The sequence below is a fragment of the Bradyrhizobium sp. LA6.1 genome (assembly GCF_040547805.1).
GTDB classification, from domain to species: Bacteria; Pseudomonadota; Alphaproteobacteria; order Rhizobiales; family Xanthobacteraceae; genus Bradyrhizobium; species Bradyrhizobium barranii.
On record NZ_JBEPQK010000003.1, the window covers coordinates 231,158 to 249,280 of the forward strand.

At 64.8% G+C, this 18,123-nt stretch carries 18 protein-coding genes; 15 read left to right on the forward strand and 3 right to left on the reverse strand.

The window, feature by feature from the left end; all coding sequences use genetic code 11:
• Window positions 1-59: 59 nt before the first annotated feature.
• The gene (locus ABIB99_RS08225) at window positions 60-962 is read right to left on the reverse strand and encodes a hypothetical protein (protein WP_354112891.1); all 903 of its coding nucleotides are present in this window, start codon (window positions 960-962) and stop codon (window positions 60-62) included.
• 241 nt (window positions 963-1,203) lie between these two features.
• Window positions 1,204-1,533 carry an iron-sulfur cluster insertion protein ErpA gene (erpA, locus tag ABIB99_RS08230; RefSeq protein ID WP_014495044.1) on the reverse strand — a complete coding sequence of 110 codons (330 nt, stop codon included), beginning with the start codon at window positions 1,531-1,533 and terminating at the stop codon, window positions 1,204-1,206.
• 123 nt (window positions 1,534-1,656) lie between these two features.
• Between erpA and ABIB99_RS08235 the strand changes: the two genes are divergently transcribed.
• From ABIB99_RS08235 to surE, 12 genes are all read left to right on the forward strand, one after another.
• A complete protein-coding gene (locus ABIB99_RS08235; protein WP_155795184.1) occupies window positions 1,657-2,865 on the forward strand; it encodes a deoxyguanosinetriphosphate triphosphohydrolase in 1,209 nt (402 codons plus the stop codon).
• Between the two features lie 9 nt (window positions 2,866-2,874).
• Window positions 2,875-4,665, forward strand: coding sequence for an arginine--tRNA ligase (argS, locus tag ABIB99_RS08240; RefSeq protein WP_354175428.1), 1,791 nt, complete (start codon window positions 2,875-2,877; stop codon window positions 4,663-4,665).
• 141 nt (window positions 4,666-4,806) lie between these two features.
• Window positions 4,807-6,408, forward strand: a complete 1,602-nt coding sequence (locus ABIB99_RS08245) for an SPOR domain-containing protein (RefSeq protein ID WP_354175722.1) — start codon at window positions 4,807-4,809, stop codon at window positions 6,406-6,408.
• 46 nt (window positions 6,409-6,454) lie between these two features.
• Window positions 6,455-7,483 carry a beta-N-acetylhexosaminidase gene (gene nagZ / locus ABIB99_RS08250; protein ID WP_354175430.1) on the forward strand — a complete coding sequence of 343 codons (1,029 nt, stop codon included), beginning with the start codon at window positions 6,455-6,457 and terminating at the stop codon, window positions 7,481-7,483.
• Window positions 7,480-8,319 carry a segregation and condensation protein A gene (locus tag ABIB99_RS08255; protein WP_063983110.1) on the forward strand — a complete coding sequence of 280 codons (840 nt, stop codon included), beginning with the start codon at window positions 7,480-7,482 and terminating at the stop codon, window positions 8,317-8,319. Before nagZ ends, ABIB99_RS08255 begins: the two co-directional genes overlap by 4 nt.
• 21 nt (window positions 8,320-8,340) lie before the next feature.
• The gene (scpB, locus tag ABIB99_RS08260; RefSeq protein ID WP_063983111.1) at window positions 8,341-9,090 is read left to right on the forward strand and encodes an SMC-Scp complex subunit ScpB; all 750 of its coding nucleotides are present in this window, start codon (window positions 8,341-8,343) and stop codon (window positions 9,088-9,090) included.
• A 167-nt stretch (window positions 9,091-9,257) separates the two neighbouring features.
• On the forward strand, window positions 9,258-9,494 hold the full coding sequence (locus ABIB99_RS08265) for a twin-arginine translocase TatA/TatE family subunit (RefSeq protein WP_028156107.1): 237 nt from the start codon (window positions 9,258-9,260) through the stop codon (window positions 9,492-9,494).
• A gap of 86 nt (window positions 9,495-9,580) precedes the next feature.
• Window positions 9,581-10,126 (forward strand): Sec-independent protein translocase protein TatB, encoded by a 546-nt coding sequence (gene tatB / locus ABIB99_RS08270; protein WP_354175432.1) that lies wholly within the window; start codon window positions 9,581-9,583, stop codon window positions 10,124-10,126.
• On the forward strand, window positions 10,123-10,935 hold the full coding sequence (tatC, locus tag ABIB99_RS08275) for a twin-arginine translocase subunit TatC (protein ID WP_063983113.1): 813 nt from the start codon (window positions 10,123-10,125) through the stop codon (window positions 10,933-10,935). Before tatB ends, tatC begins: the two co-directional genes overlap by 4 nt.
• A 193-nt stretch (window positions 10,936-11,128) precedes the next feature.
• A complete protein-coding gene (gene serS / locus ABIB99_RS08280; protein WP_063983114.1) occupies window positions 11,129-12,460 on the forward strand; it encodes a serine--tRNA ligase in 1,332 nt (443 codons plus the stop codon).
• 197 nt (window positions 12,461-12,657) lie between these two features.
• Complete coding sequence (locus ABIB99_RS08285; protein WP_063983115.1) at window positions 12,658-13,020, forward strand: hypothetical protein; 363 nt, start codon at window positions 12,658-12,660, stop codon at window positions 13,018-13,020.
• 104 nt (window positions 13,021-13,124) lie between these two features.
• Window positions 13,125-13,892 (forward strand): 5'/3'-nucleotidase SurE, encoded by a 768-nt coding sequence (surE, locus tag ABIB99_RS08290; protein WP_063983116.1) that lies wholly within the window; start codon window positions 13,125-13,127, stop codon window positions 13,890-13,892.
• A gap of 3 nt (window positions 13,893-13,895) precedes the next feature.
• On the opposite strand, the gene ABIB99_RS08295 is transcribed toward surE, so the two are convergent.
• Window positions 13,896-14,267: a response regulator gene (locus tag ABIB99_RS08295; protein ID WP_028152469.1), complete on the reverse strand. Its 372-nt coding sequence runs from the start codon at window positions 14,265-14,267 to the stop codon at window positions 13,896-13,898.
• Between the two features lie 237 nt (window positions 14,268-14,504).
• On the opposite strand from ABIB99_RS08295, the gene ABIB99_RS08300 reads away from it, so the two are divergent.
• The 3 genes from ABIB99_RS08300 to ABIB99_RS08310 all read left to right on the forward strand — a co-directional run bounded on the left by ABIB99_RS08300 (window position 14,505) and on the right by ABIB99_RS08310 (window position 18,039).
• The gene (locus ABIB99_RS08300) at window positions 14,505-15,155 is read left to right on the forward strand and encodes a protein-L-isoaspartate(D-aspartate) O-methyltransferase (protein WP_028152470.1); all 651 of its coding nucleotides are present in this window, start codon (window positions 14,505-14,507) and stop codon (window positions 15,153-15,155) included.
• A 109-nt stretch (window positions 15,156-15,264) separates the two neighbouring features.
• Entirely contained in the window at window positions 15,265-16,647 is a 1,383-nt protein-coding gene (locus ABIB99_RS08305; RefSeq protein ID WP_135213743.1) for a LysM peptidoglycan-binding domain-containing M23 family metallopeptidase, read from the forward strand.
• Window positions 16,648-17,112: 465 nt separating this feature from the next.
• Window positions 17,113-18,039: a formylglycine-generating enzyme family protein gene (locus ABIB99_RS08310; protein ID WP_354175435.1), complete on the forward strand. Its 927-nt coding sequence runs from the start codon at window positions 17,113-17,115 to the stop codon at window positions 18,037-18,039.
• The last annotated feature ends 84 nt before the right edge of the window (window positions 18,040-18,123 follow it).

Below are 18,123 nucleotides of genomic sequence, written 5' to 3' on the forward strand. Positions count from 1 at the left end.
TGGTCCCGCAGCCGCAGGACGGCTACGGGCGCGTGCGCCGGCAATGTAACGCGGCGCCGTTACAGTTTTCCATAGACGCGCCCGGCGACCGCCCTCAGGCGCTCGACCGAGCCGGACTCGGGATGCGGCTTGACCGGCGCGAACAGGATCGAAGCCTGCCTGCCGTTCTTCCAGACATAGATGTTAACGGCGTTGCCGTTGCCCTTGGTGCAGGAATGCTCGCCGAACGCTTCACTGCCGAGCTCGGGTATCGTCAAATGTTTGCAGGGGCCCGCGCGCTTCATCATGCCGATGACCGTGTCGCGCGACATCGCGATCACCGCGACGGTCATGGTATTGGCCTCGCGATCGAACATCATGCAGCTGCCGGCGCCGGTCCGCTGGACCGTCAGCGTGCTCTTGTCGAGAAAGCCGTCGGCATCGGCGGCCGTGAGCCACTCGCAATTGCCAAACCGCTCGCTGCTCTTGCTCACGTTGGCGATGGCAACGCGCGCGGCATCTGTGAGCGGTCCGAGCAGCGCGTCGTCGGCACGCCGGCCGATCGGATAGACGCTGATCTGCAGAATGTAATCGCCGGACAAGGCGACGACCGAGGCTTCCTGGCGTTCCGCGCCGGCGGCGCTCGTTCCGCCCTGGCCTTCGTCGCCGGTCCCCGCGACCGCGTTCAGCGGCATGCGCTCACCAAGCGTCTTGACGAAGGTCGCGTACAATTCCCTGGCGCGGTCGTTGTCGGGATTGCGGAACACGGTCAACATCATCGTGTCGCCGCGCCCGCCCTGGTAGATGCAGCCGCGGCCGTCCTGATTTGAAATCAGTGACCATTTGAGCGCCGGCATCGCGCGGGCGAGCTCCTGGGCGCTGATGAACGGGCAGGTTTCGGCCGCGCGCGCGGGAAGCACCGGGACGGCTGCGATTGCAAGGAATAGAGCGAGGCAACAGAACAGACGATCGAAAATGCGCATTGGATAATTTAATACCGCTATTGGCGCCGCTGACGAGATTTAAGCTTTCTAGAATGATTGGACAGGGGCCGCTTCGGCGTCAGACTGTATCGGACCCGCCGAGCCCCCTTGGGGACCTCGCGATGATCGCAACTTACCCCTGATTTGCCCGACGCGTCAAACAGTTTTCGTAAAGTCCGAAATGCATCGCGCCGGCTCCCGGCTACTTTGCATGGGGTTGTTTTTCAGATTTTAAGTCGGGCTAGATCGAGAAGCTGGTCCCGCAGCCGCAGGACGCCGTCGCATTGGGATTGTTGACGCGGAACGAGGCGCCGATCAGATCGTCGACAAAATCGACCTGCGAGCCCGCCAGGAACGGCTGGGAGGCGGAATCGACCAGCACGACCGCATTCTCCTGCTCGATCACAAGATCGTCGTCGGTGCGGTCGCGGTCGATGTCGAACTTGTACTGGAAGCCCGAGCAGCCGCCGCCCTCGACGGAGATGCGCAGCATCGCGCCAGAACCTTCGCCCTTGAGGATCTCCCCAATCCGGCGTGCGGCGCGGTCACTGATGGTCACGTCAGTCGTCATAGTTCATCTCCGATAGTCCCGCGGTCATACCAAGTTCACTTGCCCAATTCATTTGGTATCCCGCGTCCGGCATAGTTAAGTGCAAGCATACGCAGAATCAAATGGATAGGGACTAGATTCGTCGTGTCCGTCGGAATGGCAGCCCCCCGTGCGCCCTATGCCTGCGACCCCGACCGCAGCCGCGGCCGGCTGGTCGTGGAGCCGCCGAGCCGGACCCGCAGCCCGTTCCGGCGGGATTGCGACCGGGTGATCCATTCCACCGCGTTCCGCCGCCTGAAGTACAAGACCCAGGTCTTCGTGTTCCACGAGGGCGACCACTACCGCACCCGGCTGACCCATTCGCTGGAGGTGGCGCAGATCGCTCGCGCCCTGGCCCGGCAGCTCGGACTGGACGAGGACCTCACGGAAACGTTGGCGCTGGCTCATGATCTCGGCCATCCGCCGTTCGGCCACGCCGGCGAGCGGGCGCTGGATGCCTGCCTGAAGGATTTCGGCGGCTTCGACCACAACGCCCAGACCTTGCGGGTCGTTGCGTCGCTCGAGCACCGCTATCCGGAGTTCGACGGTCTCAACCTGACCTGGGAGTCGCTGGAGGGCATCGTCAAGCACAACGGCCCGCTGACGGATCGCAGCGGCGCGCCGGTCGGGCCCTATCGCGAGCATGGCATTCCGGTCGGCATCGCCGACTACATCAAGACCTACGATCTCGAATTGTGGAGCTTCGCCTCGCTGGAGGCGCAGGTTGCCGCGATCGCCGACGACATCGCCTATGATGCCCACGACATCGATGACGGTCTGCGCGCCGGCCTGTTCCATCTCGATGATCTCAAGGTGATGCCGCTGACCGCGGAGATCATTGCCGAGACCTCGGCGCATTATCCCGCTCTCGAAGACGTCAGGCGCGGCGCCGAGCTGGTGCGCGAGCTGATCTCGCACCTGATCGGTGCGGTGTATTCGGAGGCGCAGAAGAACCTCGCCGCCGTGAAGCCGCAATCGGCCCAGGACGTGCGCCGGCAGAGCCGGGCGCTGGTCACGTTCCCGGCGGCGGTTGCCGAGGAGGAGGCCGCCATCAAGCGCTTTCTCTATCAGCACATGTACCGCCACAAGCGGGTGATGCGGGTGATGGGGGAGGCGGAACAGATCCTGTTCGACCTGTTCGCAAAATACCTGACATCGCCCGGAGAGCTGCCACCGGAATGGCTGCTGGGGGCGGAGGCGGACAATGAGGGCGACCGGGCCCGCCGGATCGGCAATTTCATTGCCGGAATGACCGACCGTTTCGCCCTGACCGAGCACCAGCGGCTCTTTGACTCGACCCCGGATTTGCGTTAGGCGGCGGCCATGCCCGACACACCCTCAGCACTGCACCTGTTCGCCGACGTGCTCGCACGCGTGCACGCCGCCTGCCGCGCTCTCGCGGCGGACGCCAACTGGCCCGAGGGTATCGATTTCTCGCGCGTGGTGGTCGAGCCGCCGCGCGACGCCTCCCATGGCGACATGGCGACCAACGCCGCCATGGTGCTGGCGAAAGAGGCAAAGGCAAAGCCCCGCGACCTCGCCGAGCAGATCGCCGAGCGGCTCCGTACCGACGCGCTGATTGCCAAGGTCGACGTCGCCGGCCCCGGCTTCATCAATTTGACGCTGAAGCCGGCCGCCTGGGCCGAGGCGCTGCGGACGGTGCTGCGCGAGGGGGCTGACTACGGCCGCGTCCGCGGCGGCACCAAGGTCAATGTCGAATACGTCTCGGCGAACCCGACCGGACCGATGCATGTTGGCCATTGCCGCGGCGCCGTGTTTGGCGACGCGCTCGCGAGCCTGCTCCAGTTCGGTGGCCACGACGTCACCCGCGAATACTACATCAACGATGCTGGCGCCCAGGTCGACGTGCTCGCGCGTTCCGCCTTCCTGCGGTACCGCGAGGCACTCGGCGAGAACATCGGCGCGATCCCGGAAGGGCTGTATCCCGGCGACTACCTGAAGCCCGTGGGCGCGGCGCTGGCGAAAGAGCACGGCGACAAGCTCCTTGCGATGAGCGAGGCCGAGTGGCTGCCGACGGTACGCGCCAAGGCGATCGCGATGATGATGGACGAGATCAAGGACGATCTCGCCGCCCTCAACATCCGCCACGACGTGTTTTTCTCCGAACGCTCGCTGATCGAGACCGGCAACAACAAGGTCGCCGAGACCATCGACTTCCTGAAGGCCAAGGGTGACATCTATGAAGGCCGCCTGCCGCCGCCGAAGGGCGCGCCGGTCGAGGACTGGGAAGACCGCGAGCAGCTCCTGTTCAAGGCGACCGCTTACGGCGACGACGTCGATCGTCCGCTGATCAAGTCGGACAATTCCTACACCTACTTCGCCTCCGATATCGCCTACCACAAGAACAAGTTCGATCGCGGCTTCGCCGAGATGATCGACGTCTGGGGCGCCGACCATGGCGGCTACATCAAGCGCATGCAGGCGGCGGTGAAGGCGACGACATCAGGCAAGGGCGCGCTCGACGTCAAGATCGTCCAGCTCGTGAAGTTGCTGCGCAACGGCGAGCCGGTGAAAATGTCGAAGCGGAGCGGGGACTTCGTCACCTTGCGTGAGGTGGTGGATGAGGTCGGTCAGGACGCCGTCCGCTTCATGATGCTCTACCGCAAGAATGACGCGGTGCTCGACTTCGACCTCGCCAAGGTCATGGAGCAGTCGCGCGACAACCCGGTATTCTACGTCCAGTACGGCCACGCCCGCGGCCACTCGATCTTCCGCAACGCCCGGGCCGAGGTGTTTCCGGAACTGCCTGAGGATACCGGCAAGCGCATCGCGTGGCTCGGCGAGTCGGCGGTGGAACGACTGTCGGACCCGGTCGAGCTCGAGCTGCTCAAGCGCCTCGCAATTTTTCCGCGCATGCTGGAGGCTGCCGCCGCGGCCCATGAGCCGCACCGAATTGCCTTCTATCTCTATGACTTAGCGAGCGAATTTCACGCACTTTGGACGAAGGGGCGCGATTTGCCCTATTTACGCTTCATTATCAATAATGATGCAGATCTTACAAAGGCGCGACTGGCCATGGTCCAGGGCGTCGTCTCTGTCCTGGCATCGGGCCTCGCCATCCTCGGCGTCCATGCTCCGGACGAGATGCGGTAGTTTGGGGCGAACTACTTAAGGGGAATTTTGGGGGTAACCGGCAGAAGCCGGACCGCTTAGACTTGGTTGAATGCCTTGTGGGTCGAAAGCCGCGCCTTGGTCGAGGGGCGCGCGGCTTTCCCGAAGGGACGCATCATCACGATGGCCGAACGATATCAGGACAGAACGTTTCCTTCCGATGGCTATGGTCGCGGTGGCGATCAGCATGGGAAGGCGGACAACGATCCCTTGGCCGAACTCGCCCGCCTGATCGGACAGACCGATCCATTCGCAGCGCAGGGACGGCCGAGCGCGCAGCCGTCGGCACCGCCAACGCAGAGCTATCAGGACCACGACTATCCGCAGGACGACTATCGGCAGGATTATGCCGAGCAGGCGCCGCCGGCTCAGCCCGGGCCGCCCTCATGGATGCGGCGCGCCAACGTGCAGCCGCAGCCCGCGCCCGAGCAGCCCGACTATCCCGTTTCTGTGAACCCGGTTCATCCATTGCACCGCTATTCAGCCCAGCCGACCGCGCCCGAGCCTGATTTCCATCAGCCGCAGGCCTACCAGGACCACGCTTACCAGGATCAGGCCCATCAAGCGCAGGCCTATCAGGATCAGGCCCATCAGGGCCGCGCTCACCAGCAGCATGATCAGGCTTACCAGGAGCAAGCCTATCAGGAGCCGCATCAGCCGCCCGATCCGGCGCGCTACGACGACGCGCTCTATGGACGGCTGGAGGGTGGCGAGCAGGATTATCAGCGCGATCCCGCCTATCCGGACGATCCTTACGCGTTCCAGAGCGACTATCCCGAGGCCGATCTCGACGAGCCGAAGAAGCCGCGCGGCGGCATGATGACGGTCGCGGCGATCCTCGCGCTTGCCGTGGTCGGCACTGGCGCGGCCTTCGCCTACAAGACCTATGTCGGTTCGCCTCGCAGCGGCGAGCCGCCGATCATCAAGGCGGACAACACGCCGACCAAGATCGTGCCGGCGCCGACCGACTCCTCGGCGAAGGTGCCGGATCGCATGGCGAGCGGCGATGGCTCCGAGAAGATCGTGCCGCGCGAAGAGGCGCCTGTCGACGTCGCGGCCAAGGCGGGCGGTCCGCGCGTGGTGTTCCCGCCGCTGAACCAGAACGCGAACCCGCCGTCGGTGGCGAGCGTCGCGCCGTCCACGATCCCGCCGCCAAGCGCGGGTCCGATCCCGAGCAACGGCACGCTGCCGGCCAATACGCCGCGCTCGATCAGGACTGTGGCCGTGAGAGGCGATCAGACCGATAGCACCGCGCCGCAATCCGTGGCCGCCAAGCCGGCGGCAGCCGCGCCGAAGCCCGTTGCCGCGCCCGCCGCACCGCCTGCGCCGCGCAATCCGCCGACTTCGGCCAATGCCAGTGCCAACCAGCCGCTCTCGCTTGCGCCGCAATCGACGCCGGTTGCGGAGGTGCCGCAGCGGATGGCTGCGACCAACCCGACGCAAATCACGCCCGCCAGCAATGGTGGCGGCGGCTACGTCGTGCAGGTCTCCTCGCAGCAGAGCGAGGACAGCGCGGCCGCGTCCTACCGGGTGCTTCAGAGCAAATATGGCAGCGTGCTTGGATCGCGCTCGCCGGTGATCAAGCGGGTTGATCTGACCGACAAGGGCAAGGGGGTCGTCTATCGCGCTTTCGCCGGACCCTACGGTTCGGCCGAGGAAGCGACGCAGGCTTGCAACAGCCTGAAGTCCGCTGGCCTGTCCGCCTGCTTCGTCCAGAGGAATTAACGGCCGTTTCCTTGACCCCCTCGCGGGGCAGGGTTAATCGGCCGTTATGAGCACGCGGGCCTTCATTACCGGTGTATCCGGAACGGAACTAACCGCCGCGGAGCGGGAGTTTATCCGTGCCGAACGCCCATGGGGCTTCATCCTCTTCAAGCGCAATGTCGAGGCGCCGGCTCAAGTTGCTGCGCTGGTTGAGGAATTGCGGGCGGCTGCGGGCGCAGCTGACGCGCCTGTCCTGATCGACCAGGAGGGTGGCCGGGTGCAGCGGCTGGGCCCGCCGCACTGGCCAGTCTATCCGCCGGGCGCGATTTTCTCGACTTTGTACGACACTGATTCGGTACTTGGACTGACGGCTGCGCGCCTCAGCGCCCGGCTGATTGCGTCTGATCTCGCCGATCTCGGCATTACCGTGGATTGCCTGCCGCTGGCTGACGTGCCGGTGCCGGGTGCCGATGCCGTCATTGGGAACAGGGCTTACGGCACCGAGCCGGGCAAGGTCGCCGCGATCGCGCGCGCGGTCACCGAGGGCCTGGAGCAGGGCGGCGTGCTGCCGGTTCTGAAGCACATTCCCGGACATGGACGCGCCACCGCCGACACCCATTTCAAACTGCCGACGGTCGATGCTCCGAGGGACGAACTCGACCGGACCGACTTTGCGGCATTCAAGCCGCTGGCCGACCTGCCGATGGCCATGACTGCACATGTTGTGTTTAGCGCGGTCGACCCCGCCCATCCGGCGACGACTTCTGCGACAATGATCACTCAGGTGATTCGCGGCGTGATCGGGTTCCAGGGTTTGTTAATGAGTGATGACGTGTCGATGAACGCGCTGTCGGGGAATATCGCCGAACGGACCCGCGCCATCTTCGCGGCCGGCTGCGACATGGCCCTGCATTGCAACGGCAACATCGAGGAGATGCGCGAGGTCGCCGGCCAGACACCTGAGCTGTCCGGCACGGCGCTGGCGCGCGCGAAGGCCGCACTTGCGTCGCGCAAGGCACCGCAGCCGTTCGAGCGGGTGGCCGCACGCGCCGAACTGGACGCATTGATCGCACGGGCAAACACGGCATCCGCATGACCGCAGAAATCCTATCGTTTGAAACCGGGCGGCCTGCAGAGCTCGCCGAGGGTGAGCCGGCGTTGGTTGTGGACGTCGAGGGCTATGAGGGCCCGCTCGACCTGTTGCTCGCGCTGGCGCGGCAGCAGAAGGTCGATCTCGCCAAGATCTCGATCCTGGCGCTGGCCGACCAGTACCTCCACTTCATCGAAGCCGCGCGAAAGATCCGGCTGGAGCTTGCTGCCGATTATCTCGTGATGGCTGCCTGGCTTGCCTTCCTGAAGTCGCGCCTGCTGCTGCCGGAGCCGCCGAGTGCGGAAGGCCCGAGCGCCGAAGAGATGGCGACCGCGCTTGCCAACCGCTTGCGCCGGCTGGAAGCCATTCGCGAAGCCGCCAACCGGCTGATGAACAGGCAGCAATTGCTGCGCGACATCTTCCCGCGCGGCGAGCCCGAGCAGATCGCCGAGATCAAGCATCCGAAATACACTGCGACGCTGTATGACCTGCTCACCGCTTATGCCGCGCAGCGCCAGTCGCGCGTGCTGGCGAGCGTGCATCTGGCCAAGCGCACGGTGTGGTCGCTCGCCGAGGCGCGCGCCACTCTGGAGCGGCTTGTCGGCAGCATCAGCGAACAGGACGACTGGGGCGTTCTCGACGACTTTCTGCTCCGGCACGTTGCCGATCCGACGCAGCGCGCGACGGTGCTCGCCTCGAGCTTTGCGGCTGCGCTCGAACTGGTGCGTGAAGGTCAGCTCGAGCTGAACCAGAAAGAGGCGTTCGCGCCCATCTATTTCCGGAAGGGGCGCCCGAAACCGGTCGTGGACGCAGCTCCTGCGCCTGATGCGCCGGTCGGTTAAGTGCAAGAAGGAGAAGCTACCATGGCAAGCCTGGCTGAAGTGCGGGTAGAAGAGGCCGAGCCGATGGAGAACGAGTCCCAGGCACGTCCTGAAGAGCTGCGGCTGCTGGAAGCGCTGCTGTTTGCTTCGAACGAACCGCTGGACACCGCGACGCTGGCCAAGCGCATGCCTGATGGCGTCGACGTCAAGGCTGCGCTCGAACAGCTCCAGGCCGACTATGCCTTGCGCGGCGTCAATCTCGTGCGCGTCGCCAACAAATGGACCTTCCGCACCGCCGGCGATCTCGCCTGGCTGATGACGCGGGAGAGCACCGAGACCCGCCGCCTGTCGCGCGCCGCGATCGAGGTGCTGGCGATCATCGCCTATCACCAGCCGGTGACGCGCGCCGAGATCGAAGAGATACGCGGCGTTGTCACCTCGAAGGGTACGCTCGACGTGCTGCTGGAGACCGGCTGGATCAAGCCGCGCGGTCGTCGCAAGACGCCCGGCCGCCCCTTGACCTTCGGAACCACCGAGGACTTCCTGTCGCAGTTCACCCTGGAACAGCTTGGCGATCTGCCGGGCCTGGAGGAACTGAAGGGCACGGGCCTGCTGGATTCGCGCCTGCCGACCGGATTCAGCGTGCCGACCCCGTCGGATGACCCGCAGCTGCGCGAGGACGAGGATCCGTTGGAACCGGGCGAGGACCTGGATCTGGCGCTGGCGCCTGCGGTCGAGCCCGAGACGCCGGAAGGCGGCAATGAGGGCGGCGAGGGTGGCAGCGAGGACTGACGTCCCGGCCGTTTAGAGGCTCCCTGCGACCAGTTAACACTGGCAAGATTACGTAGCGCCAACAGCGAATTGGCGCTGCCTTGGTCCTTGTTTTTGAGGCCTGCCAAGCCTAGGTTTCCGGGAAGATCGGCCGGGTCCCCGGCCAGGTGTGTTTGGAGGGTTGCAGGATGGGTTCGCTTAGCATTTGGCACTGGATCCTGGTGATCGCAGTCGTCCTGCTGCTGTTCGGCCGCGGCAAGATTTCGGATCTGATGGGCGACGTGGCCCAGGGCATCAAGGCCTTCAAGAAGGGCATGCAGGACGACGACAAGGTCGCCGACAAGCCCGAGCCGGCCAAGTCGATCGAGCACGCCGCCGCGCCGCCAACCGCGGCCCGGTCCGACGTCGGCAGCAAGGCCGTCTGAGTAAGCGTACGCGAGACGCGGGTGACGGCGCCGATCCTAAGCGCGAAGGATTGGGCCGGTCGCGGCTGGCGTGAACGGAAGACCTCATGTTCGACATCGGGTGGAGTGAACTGGTCCTGATCGGGGTCGTGGCCCTGGTTGCCATCGGCCCGAAAGAGCTGCCGGGCGTGCTGCGCATGGTCGGGCAGTGGATAGGCAAGGCCCGCAAGATGGCTGCCGAATTCCAGGGCCAGTTCCAGGAAGCGATGCGCGAGGCCGAAATGGCCGACCTCAAGAAGAGCTTTGACGAGGTCAAGGAAGCCGCTTCCGGCTTTGCCGGCAACAATCTGATGACCTCGCTCCAGAAGGACGTTAGCGACGCGCTTCGCGTCGATGCGCTGGACAAGCCGGCCGAGGCCTCCACGACCACCGCCGTCGAAGCGCCGGCGACTTCAAGCGAAGCGCTGGCGATTTCAAGCGAAACGCCGGCGACACCGACCACGCCGGAAGCGCCGACGCCCGAGACCTTCGTGGAAGCCGAGGCGCATGCGGCCGTGAACGAGCCGCTCGCGATCACCCGCGAGGTCGAGCAGGCCCAGGTCATTCAAGACACTGCGCCACCCGAGGCGATCAAGGACGTCAAAGCGTCATGAGCGACGCCGATATCGAGGCCAGCAAAGCCCCTCTGATGGACCACCTGATCGAGCTGCGGTCGCGGCTGATCAAGGCGCTGCTTGGCTTTGGCGTGGCCTTCATCTTCTGTTTCTTCTTCGCCAAGCAGATCTACAACGTGCTGGTCTGGCCGTTCGTGTGGGTCGCGGGTCCCGAGAATTCGAAGTTCATCTACACGGCGCTGCTGGAATATTTCATCACCCAGCTCAAGCTCGCGTTGTTCGGCGCCGGCTTCATCTCGTTCCCGATCGTCGCGACGCAGATTTACAAGTTCGTCGCGCCCGGGCTCTACAAGCACGAGAAGCAGGCCTTCCTGCCGTACCTGGTCGCAACCCCGTTCTTCTTCGTGCTGGGCGCGGCGCTGGTCTATTTCGTGGTGCTGCCGATGCTGGTCCGCTTCTCGCTCGGCATGCAGCAGGCCGGCAGCGACGAGACCGCGCAGATCCAGCTGCTGCCCAAGGTCGGCGAATATCTGTCGCTGATGATGTCGCTGATCTTTGCCTTCGGCATCGCGTTCCAGCTTCCAGTGATCCTGACGCTGCTCGGGCGTATTGGGATCGTGACCTCGAAGATGCTGCGCGAGAAGCGCCGCTATTTCATTGTCATCGCCTTCGTCATCGCGGCCGTTCTGACGCCGCCCGACGTGCTGAGCCAGTGCTCGCTGGCGATTCCCCTGCTCCTGCTCTACGAGGGCTCGATCATCGCGGTCGGGATGGTGGAGAAGAAGGCGGCGGCGTCGAAGGCCGCCACCGGCACCGACGTGTCGACGCCGGCCAATCCGGCAGAGTAGGGCGCCACGTCCACCGGTGTCATTCCCCGCGAAGGCGGGGAATCCAGTACGCCGCAGCCTCTCGGGGAATCACGGGCGCCTCTGGAATACTGGATCGCCCGCTTTCGCGGGCGATGACAGCTGTGCTAGGGGGAACGCGCTGACGTACAACGTTCGCCGTTGCAGGTTTATGCGCTGATCCAGGACCACCGCCATGCACGACATCAAATCGATCCGCGACAATCCGCAAGCCTTCGACGCAGGCCTCGCCAGGCGTGGCCTGAAGCCGTTGTCGGCGTCGCTGCTCGCGATCGACGAGAAGCGGCGGGCGGCGATCCTGGCCTCGGAGCAGGCGCAGGCGCGGCGCAATGCGGCCTCCAAGGAGATCGGCGACGCCAAGAAGGCGAAGGATGACGCGCGCGCCGCCAAGCTCATGGCGGAGGTCGCCGAGCTCAAGACAACGATGCCGCAGCTCGAGGCCGTTGCGAAAGCCGCCGACGAGGAGCTTGCCACGGCGCTGTCGGCGATCCCCAATCTGCCGCTCGGCGAAGTGCCCGACGGCGTCGACGAGCACGGCAATGTGCAACGCCATGTCTTCGGCAACCGTCGCAACTACGCGTTTGCGCCCAAGCCCCATGATGATCTCGGCGGCGCGCTCGGTGACATGGATTTCGAGACTGCGGCAAAGCTCTCCGGCGCGCGCTTCGTCGTACTGAAGAAGGGGCTGGCGCGGCTCGAACGCGCGCTCGGGCAGTTCATGCTGAATCTGCACATCGACGAGCACGGTTATACCGAGATCAATCCGCCGCTGCTGGTCCGCAACGAGATCATGTTCGGCACGGGACAATTGCCGAAATTCGAGGACGACCAGTTCTGGGCGATCAAGGGCGAGTTGCTCGCCGCACCCGATCTGGAGCGGCTGCGGACCGAGCGTCTCGGCATCATTCCGACAGCGGAGGTGGCGCTCACCAACCTCGTTCGTGAATCCATCCTCGATGAGAAGCAGCTGCCGATGCGCTTGACTGCGCTGACGCCGTGCTTTCGCGCGGAGGCGGGCGCCGCAGGACGTGATACCCGAGGCATGATCCGCCAGCACCAGTTCACCAAGGTCGAGCTGGTGTCGATCACGACGCCGGAGACCAGCAAGGACGAGCATGAGCGGATGCTGGCATGTGCCGAGGAAGTGCTGCGCCGGCTCGATCTGCACTACCGTGTGATGACGCTTTGCACCGGAGACATGGGCTTTTCGTCGCAAAAAACCTATGACATCGAGGTCTGGATGCCCGGGCAGGGCGAGGGCGGCGCGTTCCGCGAGATCTCGAGCTGCTCGGTCTGCGGTGATTTCCAGGCCCGTCGCATGGACGCCCGCTCGCGCGGTCCGGACGGCAAGCCACGATTCGTGCACACGCTGAACGGCTCCGGCACCGCGCTCGGCCGCGCGCTGATCGCCGTGATGGAGACTTATCAACAGGAGGACGGCTCGATCGCCGTCCCCGACGTGCTCCAGCCCTATATGGGCGGGCTGAAGGTGGTCGCGCGTGAGTAGGGCGTTTTCGAGCGAAGCGGATACCGGTTCGCGTCGAGAAAGCGCGTCAAACAACATAAAAATCTGAAGTCCCGTTCCGATTCTATCGGAACGGGAGTCCGGGGCGCGTTGCCCGGCTGTCACGCAGAAACGTTTGGTTGCGAAGATCGGTCGGCTGGTTATTCTGCCGACCACCCGACAATGCGAACTCAGTGTTCATGGCCTTGCACCGCGACATCTTCTGGGTCGGCAGACAATGGGCGGTGACAGGTGCCGGTATCCAGGCCGTCGATCAGCGTCTGCGTGGTGTGCTCGACATCGCGATCGCGCGGCTCTGGGATGACGATCTCGTGTGCAGCCGGCGGGCCAAGCCCGGCGTGAATGCTGCGGATTTCGACAAGGCGCTGACGGTGGCGCGCGAACGCTTTCCGCAGACGCTGGAGCCGGACCCGATCCTCGCGCAATTGGAGGCGCTCGGGGTCATCGAGGCTCCGGTCGTGAGCCTGGTGGTGCCGGCGATGAAGCTGCGCGCGGAAGGCAGGCTCGCACGCTTCCTGCCGCAATGGCGCATCCGCAGGTAGCAGGACCAGGCTGGGAACCCGCCCCCGGACCCAGTCGGCCGGTTTGCCTGATCGGCCCCGGCCGGATAAGACGGCTCAGACCCGCTTCAGGAACGATTTTTAATATGCGCATTCTCTGCACCAATGACGACGGCATTCACGCCCCCGGCCTCAAGGTCGTGGAGGAGATCGCACGCGCATTGTCCGACGACGTGTGGGTCGTGGCGCCCGAGCTCGACCAGTCCGGCGTGTCGCATTCGCTCTCGCTGAACGATCCGCTGCGCCTGCGCGAGGTCGGACCAAAGCACTTCGCGGTGCGCGGCACGCCGACCGACTGCGTCATCATGGGCGCGCGCCATATCCTCGGCACCAAGCCACCGGACCTCGTACTGTCCGGCGTCAACAAGGGCCGCAACGTCGCCGAGGACGTGGTCTATTCCGGCACCATCGCCGGCGCGCTGGAGGGCACCATCCTGGGGCTGCCGTCTTTCGCCCTGTCGCAGGAGTTCAGCGTCGAGACGCGCGAGCGCCCGCTTTGGGACACCGCGCTCAAATTCGGACCCGACATCCTGCGCAAGGTGATCGCCGCCGGCATCCCGAAGGACACCGTCATCAACGTCAATTTCCCGGCCTGTACGCCGGAAGAGGTGCTCGGCATTCGCGTCACCCGCCAGGGCAAGCGCAATCTCGGCTTCCTCAGGATCGACGAGCGCAGGGACGGCCGCAACAATCCCTATTTCTGGATCGGCTTCGAGCGTGCCGCGATGATGGATACGCCTGCCGAAGGCACCGATCTGGCGGCGCTGCGCGAGCGCTACGTCTCCGTCACGCCGCTCCGGCTCGACCGCACCAATGAGGCGTTTTCCGAAGCGCTGAGCGCGACGCTGAAGTAATCGCTAGCCGCCGCGAAGGGCGGCTTCGATGGTCTTGCCGAGCGCGTCGAGCTGGAACGGCTTCTGCAGGGCCGGCCGGTCGCGGTACTGCTCGGGCAGGCCGGAGGAGCCGTAGCCGGTGGCGAAGATGAACGGGCAGCCCTTCGCCCTGATGACATCGGCGACCGGAGAGATGACCTTGCCGTTGACGTTGACGTCGAGGATGGCGATGTCGAACTCGGTCGCCTGGGCGAGCCGCAGCGCCTCGGTGATATCGCCGGCCTCGGCAGCCACCTTGTAGCCGAGCTCTTCGAGCATATCCGCGACCATCATCCTGATCATCACCTCGTCCTCGACGAGGAATACAGAGCGGCCCGAAGGTCCGGTCGCGGTCATAGTCGTTGAGTCCTTGCCCATTTGCGGAAAACGTTCGCAGATAACGCGAATCGACGCAATGCGCGTTTCGGCGAGCGGACACCCGAAAATGGTCTTTGCAGCCAACCCGTTGCAAGCCGATTTATGGTCCAATACCGCGCCCGAACGGCTATCATGGGTTCCTGGGTAGGAACAGGATTCCTGCCCCGGGTCTTAACGAGACACGTGGCCCCGGACCCGACGAGACGATAAGCAGCGATGACCTCCGATCAGCACCCGCCGGAAAAGATGATGTTTCAGCTCTCGCTGAGGCGCCGGGGCATCAGCGATCAGGCGGTGCTGCGGACCATGGAGGAGGTGCCGCGCGATCTGTTCGTGGAGGAGACCGATCGCGACGCCGCCTATCGTGACAGCGCGCTGCCGATCGCCTGCGGGCAGACCATCAGCCAGCCCTTCGTCGTCGCCTACATGACCGAGCAGCTGCAGCTCCAGAAGAAGCACCGCGTGCTCGAGATCGGCGCCGGCTCGGGCTATCAGGCCGCCGTGCTGTCTCGGCTCGCGGGCCAGGTGCTGACCGTGGAGCGCTACCGCAAGCTCGCGGAGGCGGCACGCGCCCGGCTCGAAAAGCTAAACTGTCACAATGTCGAGGTGATGCTCGGCGACGGCCTCAACCTGCCGGCCAATATCGGCCCGTTCGACCGCATCATCGTGACCGCCGCGATGGAGCAGCTTCCGGAGAACCTGGTCGAGCGGTTGGAGGTCGGCGGCATCCTGATCGCGCCCATCGGCCCGCACCATGGTGTGCAGACGCTGGTCCGCTTCAGCCGGACCGAAGCCGGGATCGAGCGCAAGGAACTCGTCGAGGTCCGCTTCGTGCCGGCGCTGCCCGGGGTGGCGCGGGAGCTGTAGATTTCCGGATCGGCTGTGCCGCCAACATCTTATTGGGAGGGTTAAGCCGTTATTTACTCGCGACGTGTTTACTTAAAAGACCAGTTCTGTTGCGTACGAGTGAGTAACCATGTCTGTAGTCGCCGAGTTGCTTTACTCGCGCCGCGTGCCGCAGGTTGCGGTCTTGGCGCTGATCTCGTTCAGCTTCGCAGGGTGCAGCGCCGACATGCAGTCGCGGCTGTCCCAGTCGAATTTCTCCAATCCTTTCGCGTCTGAGCAGACCGGCTCGGTGCAGCAGGCGCCGCCGCCGCAGCGTGAGCTGCCGCAATATTCGCGGCCGCAGACGCAGCCCGGTTATTATCAGTCGCAGCCCTTGCCGCCGCCGGCGGTCTCCGCGCCGCAATCCTATCCGGTTGCGGCGGGTGGCGGGGTGTCCGGAGGCGGTCGCGGCGTCAGCTCCTACGCGCCCCCGGCACAGCCGCATCTTGAGACCACGGCCACCGTGCCGCCGCGCTCGGTCGCGGCCGCCCAGCCGGCCGGCGGGACCAAGATCATCGTCGGCACCAGCGACACGCTCGACGTGCTCGCCAAGCGCTATCGCGTCACGCCGCAGGCGATCCTCGCCGCCAACGGCTACAAGGGCCCGCGCGCGCTCTCGCCCGGTCAGCAACTGATCATCCCGCATCCGGCCACAGCGGCTGCGCCCGCACCGGCGATGGCTCCTGTCGCGGCGGCTCCCGCGATGGCGCCTGCTGCGAAGCCGGTTGCAGCCGTCGCCGCGCCGCCGAGCACGCACTTCGTCAACCACGGCGACACGCTCGCCAGCATCGCCCGCAAGAACCATATCTCGCCTGTCGAACTCGCCCGCGCCAACGGTCTTGCTCCGTCGGCCAAGCTCAAGCTCGGCACCAGGCTGACCGTGCCGGGTGCCAAGACCGCCGCCGTCGCGGCGCCGGTTGCTGCGGCTCCTGTCGCGGGCACGCTGCAGCCCGTTGCAGTTGCTCCCGCGCCCGCCACCAAGATGGCCGCTGTCGCCGCACCCGTGCAAAGCGCGCGTCTGGCCCAGGCCACGGCCAATGTCGAAGAGAAGGCCGCGGAGGCTCCGGCGAAAGCTGCGGAGACCACCAGCGCGCTGCCGACCTTCCGCTGGCCGGTGCGCGGCAAGGTGGTCACGAGCTACGGCGCCAAGACCAATGGCAAGTCCAATGACGGCATCAATCTCGCGGTGCCCGAGGGTACGCCGGTCAAGGCGGCAGAAGACGGCGTCGTCGCCTATTCCGGCAACGAGCTCAAAGGTTACGGCAATCTGGTCCTGGTTCGGCACTCCAACGGCTACGTCACCGCATATGCCCATGCGAGTGAGCTGATGGTGAAGCGCGGCGATACCATCAAGCGCGGTCAGGTCATTGCCAAGTCGGGTCAATCCGGGGAGGTGGCGTCGCCGCAGCTCCACTTCGAGATCCGTAAGGGATCGAGTCCGGTTGACCCGCTTCAATTCCTGAACGGGGCGTGAGGCGCGGGCCCGCAGAGTAGGGCACGCAATCACCACGAGTATGCTGTCATCGCCCGCCTTGTGCGCATTGCGCACTGGTGCGGGCGATCCAGTATTCCAGAGGCGGCGGTCGCCAAGCCGAGAAGCTGCCTCGAACCGTGGCGTACTGAGGCTTTTGTGTCCGGACAATCAATTTTCGAAAAACAACCCCATGCAAAGTAGCCGATGGCTGCCGGTGAAATGTCCTAATGTCCTGAAGCTGCTTCGGTTTCGATGGCGCAGCGGACATGGCAGGCCGGACCCGGCAACATCGCGAATAACCCGACCGGGACACCCCTTGATTTAGATCAACCTGGAAGCCTCGCGTTCCGTGTCCGTAGCAGCGCAGGCCAATGACGCACGGGTCCGGAGTTCGGCATGAAGCTGGCTGATACGAAATCGCCGCCTGATTCCGGACAATCGTACCAGCATCCAACAGGTGAGGGGATGCTGTTCGTGCCGGGTGGCACGTTTCGCATGGGTTCGGATCGGCACTATCCGGAAGAAGCGCCGGTCCACCGTGTCACCGTGGATGCGTTCTGGATGGATTGCCATCCAGTGACCAACCGGCAATTCAAGGCGTTCGCGAAGGCTACCGGCCACGTCACCGTTGCCGAGATCGCGCCCGATCCAAAGGACTATCCGGGAATACTCCCGCACATGGTCTATGCGGGCTCGCTGATGTTCTCTCCGCCCGCGCATCCGGTCAGTCTCCGGGACTTCAGCCAGTGGTGGACCTTCGCCAAAGGCGCAAACTGGCGGCATCCCTACGGGCCGGGCAGCGACATCCGTGGGCTGGACGATCATCCCGTCGTGCATGTGGCCTTCAGCGATGCGCTCGCCTACGCGAAATGGGCCGGCAAGGATTTGCCAACCGAAGCGGAATGGGAGTTCGCGGCGCGTGGTGGACTGGATGGCGCCGAGTTCGCATGGGGAGATGAATTTGCGCCCGGGGGCCGTCACATGGCCAACACCTGGCAGGGCGAATTTCCGCGCCAGAACACCAGGGACGACGGATACGAACGGACATCGCCGGTCACCGCATTTCCGCCGAACGGTTACGGGCTGCACGATCTGATCGGCAACGTCTGGGAATGGACGTCCGACTGGTACTCGCCTCGGCATGAGGCTGACGCAGCAAAAGCCTGCTGCATTCCAGAGAACCCGCGCGGCGGCCGCGAGGCCGATAGCTACGACCCCAGAACGACCAACGTCAAGATTCCACGCAAGGTCATCAAAGGCGGCTCGCATTTGTGCGCGCCGAATTACTGCAGACGCTACCGGCCGGCTGCGCGGCATGCGGAGCCAATCGACACATCCACGAGCCACCTTGGATTTCGGTGCATCAGGCGAGGTGTCTCTATCGCATCATAATGGGAGAGCGAGGCCATGTTGAATTGCATATTCAATGACAAGCCACCCTTTGCCGCAATTCCACCGTTCAAGACGTCCAGTTGC